Here is a 3,468-nt window from a genome sequence, read left to right on the forward strand (position 1 = left end):
ACCTGCCCGGCGGGGCCTCCGGCGGCATTCTGCCGGCCAGCAAGGCGGACCTGCCACTGGACTTTGACACCCTGCAGGCCCACGGCTGCTTCATCGGCTCGGCCGCGGTGGTGGTGCTGTCGGATAAGGACGACCTGGCGGCGGTGGCACGCAATCTGATGAGCTTCTTCATGGACGAGTCCTGCGGCCAGTGCACGCCGTGTCGTGTCGGCACGCGCCAGATGCTGGCGGCGCTCAGCGGCGATGAGTGGGATGAGACGCTGCTGACGCGCTTGTCGCAGGTGATGATGGACGCCTCGATCTGCGGGCTTGGCCAGGCCGCGCCCAATCCGGTGCTCGGCCTGCTCAAGGACTTCCGGGAGACCCTCGCCAGCAGCGGGGTGCGCTTGATCGCCACGAGCCACGCGGCTGACACCACGGGAGGTGAGGCATGAATGCGCTGACAGGATTGGGCAACTCGTCCTCGGATGATCAGCCGCTGCGCGAGGATGGCTTCACCATCACGCTGGATGGTGCCGAGGTGACGGCCTATCCCGGCGAGACGCTATGGAAGATCGCCAAGCGTGCCGGCGAGATGATTCCCCATCTCTGCTACAGCGAAGCGCCGGATTATCGCGGCGATGGCAACTGTCGCGCCTGCATGGTCGAGATCGACGGCGAGCGGACTCTTGCTGCCAGCTGCATCCGCGAGGCGCGGGCGGGCATGGTGGTACGCAGTGCCAGTTCACGGCGTGCCGGCGAGGCGCGCGCGATGGTGGTGGAGCTGCTCGCCGCCGACATGCCCGCCGAGGCGCACAATCCTGATGTCAGCAGTCACTTCATGGCGATGGCCGAGCTGCTGGCGGTGGATGTCGGGCACGCGCGCGAGACCCTGGGCGGTGCCCGCGAGACGGTCCGCGAGTGGCTGGGGGAGACCGTGGATGAGTGGTTGCCGACGCAGGCCAGCGCTCTCGATCACTCCCATACCGCGATGGCGGTCAATCATGACGCCTGCATCAGCTGTGGCCTGTGCGTGCGCGCCTGTCGCGAGGTGCAGGTCAATGACGTGATCGGGCTGGCGGGGCGCGGCAGCAATACGCGCATCGTGTTCGATCTCGAGGACCCGATGGGCGACAGCACCTGCGTCGCCTGCGGCGAGTGCGTGCAGGCCTGCCCGACCGGCGCCCTGATGCCCGCCGCCCAGGTGGATGAGCAGGGCTTCGGCGACAGCGCCGCCGTCGATGAGCGCGTCGCCTCCATCTGCCCGTACTGCGGCGTGGGCTGTCAGCTGGAGTATCAGGTCAGTCGTGGCAGCGGCGAGGCGTTGAGTGTCGAGGGTCAGCCGGTCGCGACCCTGGCGGATGCCCAGCAGGGCATGGCGGACGGCGACTCCCTCAAGACTGACAAGCGCTGGCAGCGCGTCGCGGATACGCGGCTGGACAACATCATTGCGGTCAGTGGCCGCGATGGGCCCTCCAACCACGGCCGGCTGTGCGTGAAGGGGCGCTTCGGCTTCGATTATCCGCGCCATCCGGAGCGCCTGATCCGCCCCCTGATCCGCCGTGACGGTGTGGCCAAGGGGCTGGATGCGAACTTTGACCCCGCACACCCGCTGACCCACTTCCGTGAGGCCAGCTGGGACGAGGCCCTCGAGGTCGCGGCCGAGGGGCTCATGCGCCTCAAGCGCGCGCATGGCCCCGACAGCCTGGCGGGCTTCGGCAGCGCCAAGTGCACCAACGAGGAGGCGTGGCTGTTCCAGAAGCTGGTGCGCACCGGTTTCGGCTCCAACCATGTCGATCACTGCACGCGCCTGTGTCATGCAAGCTCGGTGGCGGCGCTGATGGAAGGCGTCGGCTCGGGCGGCGTGAGCGCCTCCTTCATGCAGGCCGAGCAGTCCGACCTGATCGTGCTGACCGGCTGCAACCCGGGCGTCAATCATCCGGTGGCGGCGACCTTCTTCAAGCGCGCCGCCAAGCGTGGCACGCGCATCGTGGTGATCGACCCGCGTGCGCTGGCGCTGCGTCGTCAGGCGCATCGTTCGATCCAGTTCACGCCGGGGGCGGACGTGGCGCTGTTCAATGCCATGCTCAACGTCATCATCAGCGAGGGGCTGGCCAATCAGGCCTATATCGAGGCACACACCGAGGACTTCGCCGCGCTGGAGGAGCATGTCGCGGCGCTGACACCGGAGGCGATGTCGCCGCTGTGTGGCGTGGCGGCAGAAGAGATTCGCGCCGTGGCCCGCGAGTACGCGACCGCCAGGCGCGCGATGATCTTCTGGGGCATGGGCATCTCGCAGCACACCCACGGCACCGACAACGCGCGCTGTCTGATCGCGCTGGCGCTGGTGTGTGGTCATGTCGGGCGTGAAGGCACCGGCCTGCACCCGCTGCGCGGGCAGAACAACGTCCAGGGCGCCTCGGATGCCGGGATGATTCCGATGGTGTTCCCCGACTATCAGCCGGTGGGCGACACGGCGGCGCGCGAGCGACTGGAAGCGCTGTGGCAGACCCCGCTCTCGGCGACGCCGGGCCTGACGGTGGTGGAGATCATGCACGCCATCCACGCCGATCAGATCCGCGGCATGTACATTCTCGGCGAGAATCCGGCGATGTCGGACCCGGATCTCGAGCATGCGCGCAGCGCGCTGGCGCATCTGGAGCACCTGGTGGTGCAGGACATCTTCGTCACCGAGACGGCACAGTTCGCCGATGTGGTGCTGCCTTCGTACGCCTGGCCGGAGAAGGACGGCAGCGTCACCAATACCAACCGGCAGGTGCAGCGTGGCCGGGCGGCACTGCGCGCCCCGGGCGAGGCCAAGCCGGACTGGTGGATCACCCAGCAGCTGGCGCGGCGCATGGGGCTTGACTGGGATTACGCCGGGCCGGAGGAGATCTACGCCGAGATGCAAAAAGGCATGGATTCCCTCGACAACATCGACTGGGCGCGGCTGTCCGAGGAGAACTCGGTGACCTATCCGTGCCTGACGCCGGGGGGCGAGGGCGAGGATGTGGTATTCGGCGAGGGCTTCCCGCGCGCCAGCGGCCGTGCCCGCTTCGTACCGACCTGGCCCACGCCGCCGGATGAGACGCTGGATGACGACTATCCGACGGTGTTGACCACCGGCCGTCAGCTCGAACACTGGCATACCGGCTCGATGACGCGCCGCGCGGCGGTACTCGACAATCTCGAGCCGGCCGCCGTGGCCACGCTCAATCCGGTGGAGCTGGAGCGCCTGAGTATCACGCCGGGCGAGCCGCTCTCGATCACCACGCGACGTGGCCAGATCACCCTCGCTACCCGCGCCGATCCGCTGACGCCGGCCGGCATGGTCTTCGTGCCATTCTGCTACGCCGAAGCCGCCGCCAACCTGTTGACCAATCCGGCGCTCGACCCGGTGGGCAAGATTCCCGAGTTCAAGTACGCCGCCTGCCGTCTGGCCAGAGCCGAACCCGCCTCGGCGGGTGTGGAGAGCTGAAGCAGACATGT

General features: G+C 68.1%; 2 protein-coding genes. Both read left to right on the plus strand.

Going from position 1 to position 3,468, the window contains the following annotated elements:
* The coding region (locus tag AC4FAH_RS05265; RefSeq protein WP_490245742.1) for an NADH-ubiquinone oxidoreductase-F iron-sulfur binding region domain-containing protein at positions 1-434 on the plus strand (434 nt) is incomplete at its 5' end.
* On the plus strand, positions 431-3,457 hold the full coding sequence (locus AC4FAH_RS05270; RefSeq protein ID WP_287020512.1) for a molybdopterin-dependent oxidoreductase: 3,027 nt from the start codon (positions 431-433) through the stop codon (positions 3,455-3,457). The genes AC4FAH_RS05265 and AC4FAH_RS05270, both read left to right, overlap by 4 nt.
* The last annotated feature ends 11 nt before the right edge of the window (positions 3,458-3,468 follow it).

Source organism: Cobetia sp., assembly GCF_983723665.1.

Coding starts and splice junctions, on each gene's coding strand:
- AC4FAH_RS05270 (WP_287020512.1), top strand. CDS start 431: ATGAATGCGCTGACAGGATTGGGCAACTCGTCCTCGGATGATCAGCCG.